The sequence below is a fragment of the Streptomyces sp. NPDC104761 genome (assembly GCF_055583445.1).
In genome coordinates, this window is sequence record NZ_JBVJNZ010000010.1 from 281,746 (window position 1) to 298,234 (window position 16,489).

The following is a 16,489-nucleotide window of genomic DNA, read 5'->3' on the forward strand; positions in this document are numbered from 1 at the left end:
GTTCCCCGCTGTACCCCCTCGGCAGGGTTGGGGTCAGCAAGCCAGGCCCATGTGCCGCCAGCCGACAGGTCGGAGTCGCAGAACAGGAACGGGTTCCGCTGGCCTTCCAAGCCCGAGGAGTCCTCGCCCCACGCGTCAAGGGCGTCGATGGCCCGTTCGCGGTGCTGCCAGAGTTCGCTCGTGCCCAAGGCCTTCTCGGACCAAGGGAATCAGGGGCCGCCGGTGGCGCAGCAGTCGGGGATCGTCAAGGCGGCGTGATGCGTCCGGCTCCGATCACGTTCGAGACGACGGCGGACGCGGACGACTGGCTTGCCGAGAAGCAGACGGAGATCCGACGGGGCGAATGGCGCGATCCTGAGGCGGGCGCCGTGAGCTTCCGGGCCTACGCCGACAAGTGGGTCGACGAACGGGAGACCGCGCCCCTCACCCGCGACCTCTACCACTACCTTCTCGACAAGCACCTGTTCGCCTTCGCCGAGTCGGACTTGGACGAGATCACAGCTCCGCGCGTGCGTGAGTGGCGGGCCGATCGGCTGCGGACGGCCAACGCCAGGACGATGACGGCCAAGGCGTACCGGCTCCTCAAGGCCATCATGGAGACGGCCGTGGACGACGAGTTGATCACTCGCAACCATGCCGGATCAAGGGCGCCGGTAAGGAGAAGGCGGCTGAGCGGCGCATCGCCACCGTGGCCCAGGTTGACGCACTCGCCAACGCCGTAGGGATGCGCTGGCGGCTCATGGTCTACCTCGGTGCGTACGGTCCGACGCGACCGGAAGAGCTGGCCGGCCTCCGCCGCCGGGATGTCGACCTCGACAACCTGCGCGTCCGTGTGCGCCTCGCTGAGCCGGAGCGGATGAACGGGCGGCGCGTGCAGGGCGACACCAAGTCCGAGGCCGGAACCAGGACTGTGATTCTTCCCGCGTTCCTCCACCGGGAGCTCCGCTGGCATCTGGAGAGCTTCGCCGAGCAGGGGCCGGATGGGCTGCTCTTCGTGGGCGAGAAAGGTGCTCCCTTCCGGCGCAGCACCTTCGGGCGGAGGTGGCGGAAGGCTCGGGAGATCGTCGGCATGTCTGAGGGCTTCCGGTTCTACGACCTCCGGCACACGGGGCACACGCTGTCCACGCGCTCCGGGGCCACGCTCAAGGACACGATGGTCCGGGCCGGACAGTCCTCCGAGAAGGCGGCGCTGATCTACCAGCACTCCGACGACGAGCGGCAAGAGGAGGTCGCCGCCGGGCTGGACGCCACGGTGCGTAAGGCACGGGCCGCTAACGCGCAGAGAGCGTCTGAGAAGCCTTCTGGCACGAATCTGGCACGCGACAACTGATCACGATGGACAGCAAAAAGGCCCGGGTCTCTGACCTGGGCCTTCTCCGTGGAGCGGGTGACGAGAATCGAACTCGCGCTCTCAGCTTGGGAAGCTGATGTTCTACCATTAAACTACACCCGCGTAAGACGCCGACCTGGCCGGTGTCCGAACGCTCGCTCACTGTACCCCATGACGGACCCCCGGTGCTCAGACCGTGGGGTTCGTGTGCGTTTCGATGGACGGGGCAGGGGTGGGATACGGGTGCGGGAGGCCGGAGTTGGGGCGTACGGTGGAGGTGTGGGAGAGGGGCCCGGCAGGCCGGAGTGCCGCCTGGAGAGCCGTCCCTTTGATCCCGTAATGTGGCTTTCCGTCGTCACGGCAGTAAGCCCGACGCGGCTCCTGGGGAAGGGACTTAAGGGACTTGATGGAACGCACCGTCGTCCGCTGTGCCGAAGGGCACGTGTTCAGCACCGCTTCGTTCCCGATGCAGCAGGCCGAGCGGCTCGGCCCCGGCCGGCTCGTGCGGTGTCCCAAGTGCGCCCGGCTGCGCAGCGTCGTGCCGGTCGCACTGGAGAAGCAGCAGTAGCGGAAGCAGTGGCAGAAGAAGGACAGAAACAGCAGTAGCTCGGGCGCGCGGACCCGTCACGATTGTCGTGGGTCCGCGCGCCTTGCGTATCCTCGGGGCGTGCTTCTCTCAGACAAGGACATCCGGGCCGAGATCGACGCCGGGCGGGTACGGATCGATCCCTACGACGAAACCATGGTGCAGCCGTCGAGCATCGACGTCCGGCTGGACCGTTTCTTCCGGGTGTTCGAGAACCACCGGTACCCGCACATCGACCCCTCCGTCGAGCAGCCGGACCTCACCCGGCTCGTGGAGCCCGAGGGCGACGAGCCCTTCATCCTCCACCCCGGTGAGTTCGTGCTCGCCTCGACGTACGAGGTCATCACCCTGCCCGACGATCTTGCGTCCAGGCTGGAGGGCAAGTCCTCGCTCGGACGGCTCGGGCTGGTCACGCACTCCACCGCCGGGTTCATCGACCCCGGCTTCAGCGGACACGTCACCCTTGAGCTGTCCAATCTCGCGACCCTCCCCATCAAGCTGTGGCCGGGCATGAAGATCGGGCAGCTGTGCATGTTCCGGCTCTCCTCCCCCGCCGAGCACTCCTACGGCAGTGAGCGCTACGGCTCCCGCTACCAGGGACAGCGCGGGCCCACCGCCTCCCGCTCCTACCTCAACTTCCACCGGACGCAGGTGTGAGGGACCGGTCATGAGCAACGACACTCCCGTGCGGGAGAACCTCACCTACGAGCAGTTCGGCGTCGCCGTGCGCGAGCTCGCGCAGACCATCGCCGACGACGGGTTCGAGCCCGACATAGTGCTCAGCATCGCGCGCGGCGGGGTCTTCGTCGCCGGCGGGCTCGCCTACGCCCTCGACTGCAAGAACCTGCACCTGGTGAACGTGGAGTTCTACACAGGGGTGGGGACGACTCTCGACATGCCGGTCATGCTCGCGCCCGTCCCCAACGTCATCGACTTCAGCGACAAGAAGGTCCTGATCACGGACGACGTCGCCGACACCGGCAGGACGCTGAAGCTGGTCCGCGACTTCTGCCTCGAAACGGTCGCCGAGGTACGGTCCGCGGTGATCTACGAGAAGTCCCACTCCCTCGTGAAGTGCGAGTACGTGTGGAAGCGGACCGATGATTGGATCAACTTCCCGTGGTCCGTGCTACCCCCTGTCGTGAAGAGGGCCGGGCAGGTTCTCGACGCCTGAGTGCGGACAAGGACACGGACGAGGGCCCCGGCAGCAGTGCCGGGGCCCTCGTCCGTGTGCGCGGGGCTAGAACGTGCCCAGCTTCACGATCGACAGCAGGGCGATCAGCTGGATCGCCGACGCGCCCAGGGCCTTCGGCCACGGCAGGTCGTGGGACTTGCCGACCATGAGGGTGAGCAGGACACCCGCCGCGACCCAGGTGGCCCAGCCGAGGAGCTGGACGAAGCCGGCGTTGCCGCCGAAGAACATGGCGAAGAGCAGGCGGGGCGCGTCGGTGACGGACATGATCAGCATGGAGAGGCCGACCGTCGGCTGCCAGGCTCCGTCGCCGCCGAGCTGGCGGGCCAGAGTGTGGGTCACCACGCCCAGGACGAAGGCTGAGAGCACCATCGCGACGGCCGTCACCAGGACGATCGGCACCGCGTTGGTGAGGGTGGCGTTGATCGCGTCCGCGCGGGCGCCGTCGAAGCCGAAGACGGCGAGCAGGCCGTAGAGGAAGGTCACGATGAGGGCGGGGCCCCACATCGCGTAGTCCCGCATCTGGAGGAAGGTCTGGTTCGGGGCGAGGACGATCCCCTTCAGCAGGTCCTTCCAGTGCAGGCGCGGGCCGATCGGACCGGACGGCGCCGCGGAGCCCGCGTGGTAGGTCGCGCCCTGCGTGTAGCCCGCGGCCTCGTCGACGGAGAAGGCCTGGGTGCTGCCCGGCTGGTTCGCCGCGTACGGGTCGGGGGCGCCGTAGCCGTTGCCGTCGCCGAAGTACTCCGGGCCGTCGCCGCCGGGCTGCGGACGGCCGGGGTGGCCGCCGCGCGCCTGCGCCTGCGGCCAGCCGGACGCGCCGCCGTGCTGCGGGTACGGCTGCGGTGCCGACGGGTATCCGTACGACGGCCCCGGCTGCCCCCCGTAGCTCTGGGGCGGCGCCTGCTGCCCGTACGCGGGTTGTTGCGGTCGCGCTTGCGGGGCGCGGTCGTCACGGCCGCCGCGTCCGTTCCTGAATCCAGCCACTCATCGAACGTACCTGGTCCTCGCGGACCGTGTGCGGGCTCGGGCGACCGGGCCCGCCATTGCGGCAGAGCTGTGACATCCCCTAAGGGTCCGGATCGGGGCCGCATCGGGGCCTGGCCGGGGCCCGCCCGGGTTCGGTTCGGGGTCGGGTCGGGGTCAGTCCCCGCCCAGCCTGGCGAGGGCGGCTCGCATCCCCTCGGTGAAGCGCCGGCCGGCCGGGAGGAGTTCGCCGCTGCCGAGGAGCGTGTCGACGGCACCGCGGGTGTATCCGTACCAGGTGGCGTGCTCCCGTCCGGCCCGGGCAGACGGCGCGGCGGTGCTCCGCTCGGTGTGCCAGAAGTCGCAGACGCCCAGGTGGGCGTAGGTGCCCTGGAGGAGCGCGTCCAGTGGCCGCGGGTCGGGGCGCCAGGGGGCGTGGTAGCGGGCCGGTGACGCCGGGCCGTGCAGGGGGACCAGGTCGAGCAGGGCCCCGAGCTGCACGTGCAGGAACTCGTGGACCAGGGTCAGGGCGAAGAGCACGGGGTCGGCGGGCGGGGAGAGGGCGACGGCGCCGTAGGCCCTGCGGGCCGCGGAGCTCACCGCCGTGCCGCCCGGTGCGGGCTTGAGCGGCACCAGGGTGGACAGGCAGGCGGCGACGGCCCGGGCGTGCCAGGGATGCCGGCGGACCAGGACCTGCCAGGCGCCGTCCAGGGCGCGCTGCCAGTGCTCGGCCTCGTCGGCGCTCTGCGGGCCGGCCGGGGGGTGGCCGTGGACGTCGCGGAACGGGCCGCGGTCGGCCAGCCGCAGGCTCAGCACCAGGCCGTCGCACTCGGTGGTCAGCAGGTGCGGTCCGGAGAGCGCGGCCGGTCCGCCGTCGGCCAGTTCGCCGAACCAGGAGAGGTCGGGCCGGTCACCGCGGGCGCCCCCGGCCAGGGCGCGGGCCAGGCCCTCGTCCAGGTAGGGGTGGAGCAGCACCGCCCGCCAGCGGTCCGGATCGTCGCGGTACAGGCCGGCCAGCCGCCGGTAGGGCTCGTCGAAGCCGGAGCCCGGGGGCAGCGACCGGCTGACGGCCGCCAACAGCAGCCTGCGCTTGCTGAGCTGCCCGCGTCCCAGCTCGGCCACGGCCGCGGTGCCGCCGCGGGCGCGGGCGAGGGCGTCGAACAGGTCCGGGTCGACGTCGTGCATGGCGAGGGTGCCGGGAGCGGACGGGTCGGGGGGCGGGACGGGCACGGGGGACGGGACGGGCACGGGGGGCGGGACGGGCACGGGGGCTTGCTCCTCGCGGGCGGGCCGGATGCGGGGCGCCGTCATCTCGCGGCCGGCTGGGCCGCCGCACGCAGCGCCGTGACGTCCCGGCGCAGCCGTTCGGCGATGTGGTCGACGAGGACGGCGAGGTCCTGGCAGTAGACGGACGGGGCGGCGAAGGGGGTCGGCGTCGCCCCTGGGTGGTAGCGGTGGGCGTACAGGCCGCCGCCGCACACCGCCGCGCGGGGGCAGGCGGCGCAGACGGGCGCGAGGCCGGCCAGCCCGCGCTGGCGGGCCCGGAAGGCCTCGTGGCGGGCGGCGTCGGCGAAGGTGTGGTGGAAGACGTCGAGACCGGTGCCCGGGGCCCCGGGGTAGGTGACCTTGAGCGAGTCGGCCTGCTCGATCGTGCCGTCGGTCTCGACGACCACGAGGTCGACGGGGGTCAGTCCGACGGTCTCGCTGCGGGCGGTGCCGCCGAGCAGCAGCGCCAGGATCTCCTCGAAGAGCCGCACACCGGTCTCCCGGCGGGGTGCGTCGTACCAGCGGTCGAAGACCGCGCACAGCCACCGCGCGTACGGCGCCGGTCCGCCGGGGGTGGCTCCGGGCGCCGTGCGGGGCGGGCTGGTCCGGTCGGCGAGTCCGGGCGGCGGGCTTTCCCAGGTGCCGTGCGGCAGGAGGAGGTTGAGCCGGGGCGGCGCGAACTCCAGCAGCGCCTCGTAGGTCTCGACCGGGTCGGCGGCCAGGTCGACGGTGCACAGCACCCCGGCGTAGAGGGCGCGGTACGGGCCGTCGGCGAGGAGCCGCAGCGCCCGCGCCACGTCGGCGTGGCTGCCGCGGCCGTCGGGGCGGCGGCGGTGCCGGTCGTGGGTGGCGGCCGTGCCATCGACGCTGACCCCGATGCGGACGCCGTGCCGGGCCAGGACCGGCAGCAGGGCCGGGTCCTCGACCAGCCGCAGGCCGTTGGTCTGCAGCGTGAGCCGCAGCTCCGCCACCCCGTGCAGGGCGTCGGCGAGTTCGCGCAGTACGGCGTCCAGCCGTACCGCCCCGACCAGCAGCGGCTCGCCGCCGTGCAGGACGACGTGCACCTCGGCCAGGCGGTGGCGGCGCGCGTGCTCGGCGATCAGTGCGGCCGTCCGGCGCACGGTGCCGGGGGCCATGACGCGGGGGCGGTCGCGCCAGCTCTGGTCCACCGACTCGTAGACGTAGCAGTAGTCGCAGGCGAGATTGCAGCGACTGTGGATCTTCAAAAGGAACTGCCGGAACGGGACCATGGGCCAGCCTCGCTGGGGCGCACCGGAGCCGCTCCCGCCGACGGCCGGGCCGACACGGAACGGGTGCTGGCGGGTGGCCGCATCCTACCGCCCGTCAGGTCGCCGGGACCGCGCTCCGCTCACGTGGTCGGCGGCTCGCCGCTCACGTGGTCGGCGGCTCGATGTCGGAGTCCAGCCGGACCCCGCGTGCGATCGCCAGCGTCGTCGGGTGCTGCTCTCCCAGGGTGTGCCTGGCGCGCGCCAGGGCGTCCTCGCGCAGGGCGTCCGCCTCCGCCGCGCGGCCCAGCTCGCGCAGGGTCAGCGAGAGGTTGGAGCCGCTGCCGATGGCGTCGTAGTGGTCGGGCCCGAACGCGGCCAGCAGCCCCTCCCGCGCCCTGGCCTCGATGCCGGCGGCCTCCTCGATGCGGCCGGCGGCCACCAGGTCGTTGGCGTGGTTGAGCAGGCAGCAGTAGGTGTGCGGGTGGTTCTCCCCGAGGACGGCGCTCAGGTGTGCCGCGGTGCGTTCCGAGAGCGCGAGTGCCTCCTCCAGGCGGCCCTGCAGCCGCAGGTACACCGCCATGTTGTTGGCGCAGGCCAGGGTGACCGGGTGCTCGTCGCCGAGGTAGTCCTTGTAGCGGCCGAGGGCCCGTTCGGTGAACTCCAGCGCCTGGGCGGTGTCGCCGAGCGCCGCGAGGTCGCCGGCCAGGCTGCAGGCGACGGCGAGGGTGTCGTAGTGGTCGGGGCCGTGCGCCTGCAGGTAGCGGTTGTAGATGTCCTGGTCGATGTCGCGGGCCTCGGCGTACCTGCCGTCCCGGCACAGTGCCACGGCCAGGTTCTTGCGCGCCCGCAGGGTGTCGCTGTGTCCGTCGCCGAGCAACTGCTGGTAGAGGCGGGTGGTCGTCTCCAGCAGGCTGAGCGACTGCTGGAGCTCGCCGGTCTCGCGCAGGTCGCGCGCGTAGTTGTTGGCCAGGTTCAGGGTGCGCGGCTTCATGCTGCCCTGGTTCTGCCGCTGCCGTTCGTAGGCGCTGCGGTGCAGTTCCAGGGCGGCCCGGCGGTCGCCCGCCAGGTACTCGGACATGCCCAGGTTGTTCGCGTACATCAGGGTGCGCTGGTGGTCCTCGCCGAATTCGGCGTACGCCGCCTCGTAGGTGGTGCGGTCCAGCTCGCGAGCCTCCTGGTAGCGGCCGAGGGCCCGCAGGTCGGCGCCGACGTTGCCGGCCGCGGCGAGGGTGGCCGGGTACTCGGCGCCCCTGGTGCGGGTGAGCCGTTCCAGGACGTCGGCGTCGAGTTCGTACGCCTCCACCAGCCGCCCCTGCGAGCGGAGCACGTTGCCCAGCTGGGTACGGAGCAGCAGGGTGTGCGTGTCGTCGGGGCCGCCGGGGAAGTCCGGCCGCCCCCAGCGCTCCAGGGTGCGTACGGCGAGGTCGTGGGCGGTGCTGTACAGGCTGCGCTTCCACAGGTAGCGCACCGAGTCGATGATCAGCTTGCGGACCTCGGGGTTGGTGTCGGCGGACGCGCGGGAGGGCTCCAGGTGGGGCAGGAGCTCGTCGTACTCGTCCCAGTCGGCGGTGGCCTCCGGGTTGCCCGGGTTGGCGTCCGCGAGTGCCGTGTGCACCACCCTGCGCAGCTCCGCCCAGCGCCGTTCGCCGACGCCGTCCCGGATGACGGCCTGGACCAGCCGGTGCACGCTCAGGGTCTCGCTGCCCTGGTCGCTGCGGGCCAGCCCGTACCGGTTGAGCAGGCGCAGCAGCTGCGCGACGGCCATCTCGTCGCGGGGTTCGTCCGCGTCCGAGGTCAGCGCCCGGGTGACCGCCCGGCCGTAGAGCAGCCGCATGGGGATGGGGTCGGGGCCGAAGAAGGAGCAGATCTCCAGCATCTCGGCGGCCGCCCGGTCGCGCCTGCGCAGGTCCTCCACCGCGATCTGCCAGGTCCTGGCGGCGGAGTTGGGGTACTCCCGGGGCGGCAGCTGGGTGTGGTCGAGGATGTCGGCGGGGCGGTCCCGCAGCTGGGCGAGATAGCGGTCGACCGGCATGTTGCTCTCGCTCAGCCAGGTCGCGGTCTGCCCCACCGCGAGGGGCAGGTCGCCGAGTTCGCGGGCGATCTGCTCGGCGTCCTCGGTGGAGAGCAACGGGCTGAACCTGTGCAGCAGTTCGATGCTCTCCGCCCGGGTGAAGACCTCCACCTCGGCCCGGCCCGCGCTGTTGACCCAGGCCCGGTCCCGGGAGGTGATCAGCACGTGCCCGCCGGGCGGTCCTGAGGGCAGGAGGCCGTCGAGTTCCTTGGGGCTGCCGGCGTTGTCGTAGACCAGCAGCCACCGGTCGTACGGCCGTCCCTGTCCGAGGACGCGCAGGACGGCCTCCGCGGTGCTGCCCACGTCCTCGCCCTCCTCCAGGTCCAGGTAGGGGGCGAGGTCGGCGAGGGCGGAGCGGATCAGGCCGGGCTGGGCGGCGTTCATCCACCACACCACGTCGTAGGAGGACTTGTGCCGGTGCGCGTACTCGAGCGCGGTCTGCGTCTTTCCCATGCCGCCGAGCCCGTACAGCGCCTGGCTGGGCACGGTGGCGGTGGGCCCGGCGGTGAAGTGGTCGCGGAGCCGTTCCAGCAGCGGGCCGCGGCCGGTGAAGGAGAGGTTGCGGGACGGCAGGCGCTGGGCCGCCGGGATCGAGCCGGGGAAGCCGGGCAGCGCCGCGGCCGATGCCGCCGCGGAGCCGTCCGGGAGCCGCCGGCCTGCGGGCGGTCCGAGGACCGCGAGGAGCTGGTCGACGGCCTCGGCCGGACCGCACCGGCTGAGGTCGGCGGCCGTGCTGTCGAGGTACGGGCCCGCGGCCGCCGGGTCGAGGTCCTGGATGCGGACGGCGACCAGGCCGGGGCCGCCGAGCGTCTCGTGCCCGGCCAGCTGGAGGCGGATCGCGGCGGCCCGCGACTGGGTCGCGTACTCGGGTGACAGCAGGGCGAGCACCCGGCCCTGGCCGTTCAGGGTGCCGGCCACCTCGGGCAGGACGCTGCCGCCCTGGGCGACCGTGCTGTGCAGCGAGACCTGGTAGCCGACCGCCTCCAGGGCCTCCGCCGTCCACTCGGCCCAGACCCGGCCGAGCGGCGCGTAGCTGATGTAGATCTGGGTGGGCAGGACACGCGGAGCCCGCAGATAGGCGGCGCGCAGTTCGGCCCGCCGGTCCGCGGGCAGCGGGGCGAGCCGGCGTACCCGGCCCTCCGAGATCCATTCGGTGAGCCGCTCGAACGCGGTGAGCAGCGAGCGCTCCTGGCGCGGCCGGTCGGCGATCGTGGCGGGGATCTCCTCGTACGCGTAGAACGCCTTGTACGGGATCTCTATCTCGCCCCAGTAGCGGCTGTGGTCCTCTTCCGGGAGCCAGCTCAGGAAGGGTTCGAACTCGGCGCGGGAGAAGTCCCGGCCGGCCTCAAGCCGTTCGGTCTCGGCCTCCTCGACCCGCATGGGGACCGGCAGCACCTTGATGTCACGGGGTGCGGAGCGGCGCACGGCGGCCGCCGCGTCCACACCGCCGCGGATGCTCTGGGCGCTCATCGTGAAGCAGTCGACGAGGACGTCGGGCAGGACGATGGTGCAGATGCCGGAGGTGTCACTCACGCCCGTCCGGCTGTCGATCAGCACGTAGTCGTAGGCGGCGATCATCTCCTCGCGCAGGGCCTGGAGGAAGTACCCGCCGCCGTGCCGGTCGTAGAAACTGTGCCAGTTGAAGCTGGTCACGGCGGCGGAGTAGGCGGCCGTCTGACGTCCGGCGGGCAGGAAGTCGAGCCGGCCGCCGGAGGGCAGCTCCAGCAGCAGCCCGACGGTGTACGGGGTCAGGTCCGCGGCCTCCCGGAGCCAGCCGTCGTGGCCGGCGCCGGCGGTCGCGGACGGGCGCGGGCCGGGGCCGCCGACGGTCTCGCGGACCGCGGGCGGCTCGGGGCTCAGCACCGTGCGCACGTAGGCCTGCACCATGTTGATCAGGCCGTCGGAGGAGCGCAGTTCGGGGTCGACCAGCAGGGGGTGCAGGTAGCGGTGCAGGCCGGGGGCCTCCAGGTCCCAGTCGACCAGCAGCACCCGGTGGCCGCCGCTGGCGAGGATCCAGCCGACGTTGGCGAGCGCCATGGTGCGCCCGGTGCCGCCCTTGTACGAGTAGAACGTGACGATCTTGCCCGGTCCGCCGGTGCTAGTGGTCATCGTCTGGGTCCTTCGGAACGGATCGTCCGCCGGGCGGCTGCGGTGGAGGCGGGGCAGCGACCGGGCGGGGCGTCGGGGCACCACCGAGGAACGGGAACCGCGGCGGCATGTCGGCAGGTACGGCGGAGACGGACGGACCCGGGATGGTGAGCCCCGTCAACGGGGGCGGGGTCGGACCCGTGGGAACCCGGAAGGGAGTGGTGCTCTCCATCTCCATCAGCCGGTTCTGGGCCACCACCAGCATCACGGAGAGCCGTTCGTCGAACTCGTCCCCGCCCACCCGCACCCGGAACAGGGGGTCGTGCGGGTCGTTCTGCCGGCGCCAGTTGCGCCAGAACACGTGGCTGAGGTCCTCCCATATCGACTCGCCGCCCGACTCGTCGTCGGAGTCATGACAGGGCACGAGAACGCCGGTGGCCGGGCGGTTCTGGCCGTCGTAGTCCGCGAGCACGTCCCGGTAGGCCGGGGTGCGCGCGGCCCACGGATCGACCAGCAGGATGCTCGTCTGGTTGTTGGCCATCGACTCGTCGAGGCGGCTGCTCAGCGCGGCGTCGACGACCTCGACGCTGCTGGTGTAGGGACCCGACTCCATGATCACCCGCTGGGCCCGGCGGGCGAGCGTGGGGTCCTTGGGCGGGTGGTACGGCGTCCATTCCCGCGGCGAGCGCCCGTAGTACTCCGACCGGTGCCGCCCTTCGGGCAGCGCGTCCGCGACGCCGGCGGCCAGGAAGATCTCCACGTGCCCGGCGCCCGGTGCGGCGGCCCGCCGGTGCCCGCCCGCGGGGAAGAGGCCGCGGACCTCGCCGAGGTCGAGATCGGACGTGAAGGGCAGCCGGAAGCGGTCCGCGGCCATCCGCACCCGCGCGGCGACCTTCTGGACGACCCTGCGGTAGGCCAGGCCCATCGGTTCGGTGCGCAGGATCTGCAGCAGTCCCTGCGTGACGTACTCCTGGCCCATGTCGGCCTCGTGGTACTGGAAGCGGGCGATCTCGTCCGGCAGGTCCCCCTCCATGGGCGCCCAGAGGACCGGGACCAGTGCGGGCACGTCGATCTCGGTCTCCCGGCGGTACTCGCGCAGCCTGTCCCGGAAGGCGGTCCACTCCTTGCCGCAGTACTCGCTGTTCAGGTAGGCCGGGGAGTACAGCGCGACGAAGGCGCGGCAGTGCCCGACCGCGGCACCGAGCACCCGCGCCCAGTCGTCGCCCAGGCCCAGCCCCTCGACGTCCCGGAACGGTGGCTGGGCCGCGGGATCGGCGCCGATCCGACGGAGTTCCAGCACCAGATCGTCGTAGAACCGCTTCACGAATTCGTCAGGATTGTCCTTCCGCGCATAGCTGAGGAAGAAATACGGCTCCTGAACCAAGGCGCCCCCCGAGTGCTCTCCGGCCGACCTGACAGCGTGCCACCTGAATGCCAGAGCATGTCCGGGTCATACCCCGAGGGGTGAGACCTCAAGCTGCCGGCCTCTGATCACCTGTCAAGTATGCGTGAGGGGGCGGCGATTGGCAGGAGAACGGCGCGGAGGAAGGCCGCGTGGTGAGGGTACGAGGGGGACCCGGGGGGTGCTGCGCGAGGGGGCTGCCGGGGGGCTGCGGGGGAGGCGCTCAGCCCATCGCGGAGTCGAAGGCGGCGTACGGCACACCGACCGGGTTGACGGCCTCGTCGACCATGCGTCGCAACGCCGCGCCCAGCGCGTTGTCGGGCAGCTCCCCGAGCAGCCCCTCCAACGCTTCCGTACTCAGGTCCGCGACGTCGAGCAGACACGAGTCGATCCGAGCGCCAGCGTCCATCGACATCCTTCGCACACGGGCGTGCCCTGTAGGTGCTCGGGCACACATAGTTCGCTCACCCTACAGGTCCGGGACCGCCTGATATCAAGCACCGCGGCACCCTGACGCGCGAGCCGGTGCACGCCGCGGGCACGCGCCGGGACCACGGCCGCGGCAGGTGCGGCGGCGTACTCCCCGGACCTGCCTCACGGCCCTTACTGATCGAACGTCAGTGCCCGGACGGACGCGATGGCCGGTCCGGGGTTCGAGGGTGCCGGGCCCCATGACCCGTATGGGACGGTCTTGGCCGGGGCGCCGGGAAAACCGGATGCGGTGGCCGGGCAGGGTGGCTACCGTCCGGGCGTGGCCCACACCTATCCACCACTGAACGTCGAGGTCCGCACGCCACGTCTGACGCTGGCCGGCGCCTCCGACGAACTGCTGGAACGCCTCGTGCCGCTCGTGCGGGCCGGGGTCGCCGACGCCGAGCCGTGGCCGTTCGACGACCCGAGCTCGTTCTACGCCGACAGCCCCGAGCGGGAATGGCGATGGCTGCGCGCCGTCTGGACCGGCCGCGCCCGCGTCAGTCCGGACTCCTGGCGGCTGTACTTCGCCGTCCTGGTCGACGGCGAACCGGTCGGCATGCAGGACCTCGTCGCCGGCGACTTCACGCGGTTCGGCACGGTGTCCAGCTTCTCGTGGCTGGCCCCCGGCAGCCGCGGACAGGGACTCGGCAGGGAGATGCGGGCGGCTGTCCTGCACCTGGCCTTCGCCGGACTGGGCGCACGCGAGGCCGGCAGCGACGCGTTCGTCGACAACGAGGCGTCCAACCGCGTCTCCCGTGCCCTGGGCTACGAAGCCAACGGCACGGACTGGGACACCCGCCGCGGGAAACCCGCGCGGATCCAGCGGTGGCGGCTCACCCGGGACGCGTGGCAACGCATCCGCCGGGACGACATCGAGCTGACCGGCGTCAGGGAATGCCTGCCCGTCCTGGGCATCGGCTGACTGCTCTGCCTCACCTTCGCTCACGTGCCGGACGCGGTTGCCGACTATCGCCGCCTGAAGGCCCGGATCATCGCGGAGGCGTGAACGCTCGACCGTGAGCGGCGGCCCCCTCCTCCCCTCGGTCGGTTTGGGCGCGCAGGCGTTCGGCCTGCTGATTCGTGTCGGCGGTGTGCCGCAGGCTCTCCCGCAGGCCGGCGACCTCGCCCACTGCATCCACTGGGTCCCCTCCGTCCACAGGAACCTGGCCCTTGGACCGGGCGTCGGAGACGCCGGGCAGCACTGGGATCATCATCGGGTGCGTGGAACTGACGAGCTGATCAACGTGGACGATCCGGCCTGGCCCGAGCTGCAGGAGCTGTTCGCGACCAGCGCTGTTCCGGTGAGGGTGCTGCCCGTTGACCGAGGCGAGAGCCGTCGGAGCCTGCTGCAGATGCACGTCACGGCACGATCAGCGCTCGGCGCCGTCGCGTTGAACAGCGGCGGCCTGGTCCTCGACGACGGATGGGTGCGTGTGTTCGGCGGAGGGTCGGGCGAAGGCGACGGCAGCCTGCCAAGCCTTGCCCAGGTCAATGCGTTCCCCTCCGATTTCGATCCTGCCTGGCATCCGGCGAAGGGCTTGGTCGTCGGCCACGACGTGCTGGGCGGAGTGTTCGCGCTGAACGGCCACGACCCGGAAGCGGCGGGTCGGCCCGGTGTCCCAGGACAGATGACCTACTTCGCCCCCGACACGTTGGAGTGGGAAGCGATGGAAATGGGTCACTCGATGTGGGTGTCCTGGATGCTGTCCGGGCGGCTGGAGAAGTTCTATGAAGGGCTCCGCTGGCCGGGCTGGCGTCAGGAGGCGGCCTCCTTGGCCTTCTCGCAGGGCATCTCGGTGATTCCGTTCCTGTGGTCGCAGGAGGCTCAAGCGGACCTTGCCGCCACCAGTCGCCGTGCCGTGCCGATGCGTGAGGTCCTCGGCGTAGCTGCTGATTTCGCCCAGCAGATGGGCCCGGCCGATCCGGGATTCCTTGGTGCGGTATAGGTCAGAGGGCTGACCCCTTGCACGAACTGTCGTCGGCCGGAGGCCATGTCCCGCGAGCCTCTACTGACGGTGGATGTCCATTTGTCATCCTGCGGATCGACGTCGGGCGACCCCTCGGAACGGTCGGGCTCTGGCTGAAGGACCAGGGCCTTCGACGACCCTGCCCCGTCGCCGTACTTGCACCACGGAAACACCGTCACCGGCCGCCGGATACGCCCGGACACGGCTCCTGGTCGCTCACGCTCTCCTGATCACTTGTGCGCCAGGATGGCTCCATGAGCGTAGTCAAGATCAACGTACTGACCGTGCCGGACGAGCAGCGGGAGACGCTGGAGAAGCGGTTCGCTTCGCGGGCGCATGCCGTGGAGGGCTCGGACGGGTTCGAGTGGTTCGAGCTGCTGCGGCCGGTCGAGGGGACCGAGCAGTATCTGGTGTACACGCGGTGGAGGGACGAGGAGTCCTTTCAGGCGTGGATGGAGGGGCCGATGAAGGCCGCGCACCAGGGGGGTGCGGAAGGTGAGCGGCCCAAGCCGGCGGCTTCCGGGGCGACGCTGTGGTCGTTCGAGGTGGTGCAGTCCGCGGGGCCGAAGGGCTGACGAAGCCGGTGGCCGGTGCCCCCCGTGGGCACCGGCGCGGTGAGTGGGTCAGGCGGCCTTCCCGGGGGTGGCCGGGAGGGGCGCGGCCGCACGGGCCGGGGCCGCTGCGAGGGGGCGGCGGCGGGACGGGAGGCCGAGCATCGGGTGGGACACGGCCCAGGCAGCGCCCTTGCAGACGAGTTCCTTGTAGCGGGCGGCGGCGCGGCCCGTCAGAGCCGCCTGTACGGCGCGGTCGTCGGCGGTGACGAACTGGACCAGACCCTGCCTGCGGCCCAGCGAGACGCACTGGTTGAAGTAGCGCAGCGGCATGTCGGGGAGCTTTCCGCCGGTCAGGCGGGCCGCGATGGCGTCGGCGGCCTGCCAGGCCATCGGCAGGCCCGAGGCGCAGGACATGCGCAGCGGGTTGCCGGCGGGGCCCGTCGCCTGGGCCGCGTCGCCGACGGCGTACACGTCCGGGTGCGAGACCGAGCGCATGGTCCGGTCGACGACGATCCGGCCGGCGCCGGTGACCTCCAGGGCGGTGGCCCGTGGGATCGGGTGGACGGCGAAGCCGGTGGTCCACAGGGTGACCGCGGCCGGGACCGACCCGCCGTCGGCCGTGGTCACGTGGCCGGGTGCCACGGCGGTGACGTCGGTGTGCTCGTGCACGGTGATGCCGAGCCCGTCGACGACCTTCCGCAGGTGGCGGCGGCCCTTCGGCGAGAGCCAGTCGCCGAGGGCGCCGCGGGCGGCGAGCGCGACGTCGAGGTCCGGGCGGGCCTCGGCGATCTCGGTCACGGCCTCCAGACCGGTCAGTCCGCCGCCGACCACGAGCACCGGCTGTCCGGCCGGGAGCGCGGCGAGGCGCCGGCGCAGCCGGAGCGCTCCGGGGCGGCTCGCGATCTCGTCGGCGTGCTCGGCGGCGCCGGGGACGCCCTGGTCGTTCCAGGTGCTGCCGAGGGCGTACACGAGGGTGTCGTACTCCAGTTCCTCCGGCTCGCGGGTTTCCCCGGCGGTGGGGAGTGCCGTGACCGTCCTGCGGTCGACGTCCACGGCCGTGACCCTCGCGAGCCGCAGCCGCACGCCGGTCCCGGCGAACATCTCGGCGAAGGGCCGGGGCCGCAGCTCCTGGCCGGTCGCGAGCTGGTGCATCCGGACGCGCTCGACGAAGTCGGGTTCGGCGTTGACGAGGGTGATCGCGACGTCCTCGCGGCGCAGCCGGCGGGCGAGGCGGCCGGCGGCGACGGCTCCGGCGTATCCGGCGCCGAGGACGACGATGCGGTGCTGCATGTCCGTACTCCTGTCATCCAGGTTCAGCGGGTCGCCCCCTGAACCGGGCGGCCCGCCGTTTCCTGACAGGAGGGCGG

13 protein-coding genes, 1 tRNA gene and 1 pseudogene are annotated in these 16,489 nt (G+C 72.1%); 7 read left to right on the forward strand and 8 right to left on the reverse strand.

The genetic code is table 11. The annotated features are described in order from the left end of the window. Positions 1-164 precede the first annotated feature (164 nt). A pseudogene (locus ACZ63F_RS27065) lies at positions 165-1,330 on the forward strand (tyrosine-type recombinase/integrase). 49 nt (positions 1,331-1,379) lie between these two features. Here ACZ63F_RS27065 and ACZ63F_RS27070 read toward each other — a convergent pair. After that, a tRNA-Gly gene (locus tag ACZ63F_RS27070) sits at positions 1,380-1,453 on the reverse strand. A gap of 283 nt (positions 1,454-1,736) precedes the next feature. On the opposite strand from ACZ63F_RS27070, the gene ACZ63F_RS27075 reads away from it, so the two are divergent. The 3 genes from ACZ63F_RS27075 (at position 1,737) to ACZ63F_RS27085 (ending at position 3,090) form a co-directional block, all read left to right on the forward strand. Continuing rightward, the gene (locus ACZ63F_RS27075; protein ID WP_177233016.1) at positions 1,737-1,898 is read left to right on the forward strand and encodes a hypothetical protein; all 162 of its coding nucleotides are present in this window, start codon (positions 1,737-1,739) and stop codon (positions 1,896-1,898) included. Between the two features lie 99 nt (positions 1,899-1,997). Beyond that, positions 1,998-2,573 carry a dCTP deaminase gene (gene dcd, locus ACZ63F_RS27080; RefSeq protein WP_123975552.1) on the forward strand — a complete coding sequence of 192 codons (576 nt, stop codon included), beginning with the start codon at positions 1,998-2,000 and terminating at the stop codon, positions 2,571-2,573. 10 nt (positions 2,574-2,583) lie between these two features. Then, complete coding sequence (locus tag ACZ63F_RS27085) at positions 2,584-3,090, forward strand: phosphoribosyltransferase (RefSeq protein ID WP_469714401.1); 507 nt, start codon at positions 2,584-2,586, stop codon at positions 3,088-3,090. Between the two features lie 66 nt (positions 3,091-3,156). On the opposite strand, the gene ACZ63F_RS27090 is transcribed toward ACZ63F_RS27085, so the two are convergent. The 6 genes from ACZ63F_RS27090 to fxsA form a co-directional block, all read right to left on the reverse strand. Further along, positions 3,157-4,092, reverse strand: coding sequence for a Yip1 family protein (locus tag ACZ63F_RS27090; RefSeq protein WP_469714404.1), 936 nt, complete (start codon positions 4,090-4,092; stop codon positions 3,157-3,159). A 156-nt stretch (positions 4,093-4,248) separates the two neighbouring features. Beyond that, on the reverse strand, positions 4,249-5,337 hold the full coding sequence (locus ACZ63F_RS27095; protein WP_469714405.1) for an aKG-HExxH-type peptide beta-hydroxylase: 1,089 nt from the start codon (positions 5,335-5,337) through the stop codon (positions 4,249-4,251). Between the two features lie 41 nt (positions 5,338-5,378). Beyond that, positions 5,379-6,587, reverse strand: coding sequence for an FxsB family cyclophane-forming radical SAM/SPASM peptide maturase (locus tag ACZ63F_RS27100; RefSeq protein ID WP_469714407.1), 1,209 nt, complete (start codon positions 6,585-6,587; stop codon positions 5,379-5,381). A 142-nt stretch (positions 6,588-6,729) separates the two neighbouring features. After that, on the reverse strand, positions 6,730-10,746 hold the full coding sequence (gene fxsT, locus ACZ63F_RS27105; RefSeq protein ID WP_469714409.1) for an FxSxx-COOH system tetratricopeptide repeat protein: 4,017 nt from the start codon (positions 10,744-10,746) through the stop codon (positions 6,730-6,732). Then, positions 10,736-12,109, reverse strand: a complete 1,374-nt coding sequence (gene fsxC / locus ACZ63F_RS27110) for an FxsC protein (protein WP_469714411.1) — start codon at positions 12,107-12,109, stop codon at positions 10,736-10,738. The genes fxsT and fsxC overlap by 11 nt, the downstream gene beginning before the upstream one ends. A 241-nt stretch (positions 12,110-12,350) precedes the next feature. Further along, positions 12,351-12,536, reverse strand: coding sequence for an FxSxx-COOH cyclophane-containing RiPP peptide (fxsA, locus tag ACZ63F_RS27115; protein WP_351956645.1), 186 nt, complete (start codon positions 12,534-12,536; stop codon positions 12,351-12,353). 342 nt (positions 12,537-12,878) lie between these two features. Here fxsA and ACZ63F_RS27120 point away from each other — a divergent pair, with 342 nt between their 5' ends. The 3 genes from ACZ63F_RS27120 (at position 12,879) to ACZ63F_RS27130 (ending at position 15,143) form a co-directional block, all read left to right on the forward strand. Beyond that, entirely contained in the window at positions 12,879-13,523 is a 645-nt protein-coding gene (locus ACZ63F_RS27120) for a GNAT family N-acetyltransferase (RefSeq protein ID WP_469714414.1), read from the forward strand. A gap of 94 nt (positions 13,524-13,617) precedes the next feature. Continuing rightward, entirely contained in the window at positions 13,618-14,547 is a 930-nt protein-coding gene (locus ACZ63F_RS27125; RefSeq protein WP_469714416.1) for a DUF2625 domain-containing protein, read from the forward strand. A 275-nt stretch (positions 14,548-14,822) separates the two neighbouring features. Next, a complete protein-coding gene (locus ACZ63F_RS27130; protein WP_469714418.1) occupies positions 14,823-15,143 on the forward strand; it encodes an antibiotic biosynthesis monooxygenase family protein in 321 nt (106 codons plus the stop codon). A gap of 48 nt (positions 15,144-15,191) precedes the next feature. Here ACZ63F_RS27130 and ACZ63F_RS27135 read toward each other — a convergent pair whose 3' ends face one another. Beyond that, a complete protein-coding gene (locus ACZ63F_RS27135; protein ID WP_469714420.1) occupies positions 15,192-16,412 on the reverse strand; it encodes an NAD(P)/FAD-dependent oxidoreductase in 1,221 nt (406 codons plus the stop codon). Positions 16,413-16,489: the final 77 nt, after the last annotated feature.